At 36.2% G+C, this 318-nt stretch carries 1 pseudogene; it reads left to right on the top strand.

Features of this window, described 5'->3' with window-relative positions:
• Positions 1–108 precede the first annotated feature (108 nt).
• A pseudogene (locus E1176_RS00080) lies at positions 109–318 on the top strand (glycosyltransferase); the annotation flags it as partial.

Genomic DNA, 318 nt, shown 5'->3' with positions numbered 1-318 from the left:
GCTGAAAGCACCGGGGTATTCCAGGCCATAGCATTGGCTAAAAAATTACATGAAATTGACTCACAAATTACATTAAAAATCATTGGCTTTTGTTCTATACCCAGCACATTGAAAACCATAAAACAAGAGGTCGAAAAATATCATTTTATTTCGCTGGCAGGAGGTGATAATTTAGTTCCTCATCAAGATATTTTAAAAGCAATAGTAAATGCTGATTTCGGCATTATCCATTACCCTCATAATTACAGCACAATGAACTCAACACCAACCAAGCTTTACGAATACCTGGGGCTGAAATTACCTATCTTGATTCAAGAC

This window comes from Fulvivirga aurantia, assembly GCF_009711475.1.
In the GTDB taxonomy this organism is placed as follows: Bacteria; Bacteroidota; Bacteroidia; order Cytophagales; family Cyclobacteriaceae; genus Fulvivirga; species Fulvivirga aurantia.
The sequence above is the reverse complement of the archived record's forward strand: the minus strand, read 5'-3'. Positions and strand labels throughout refer to the sequence as shown.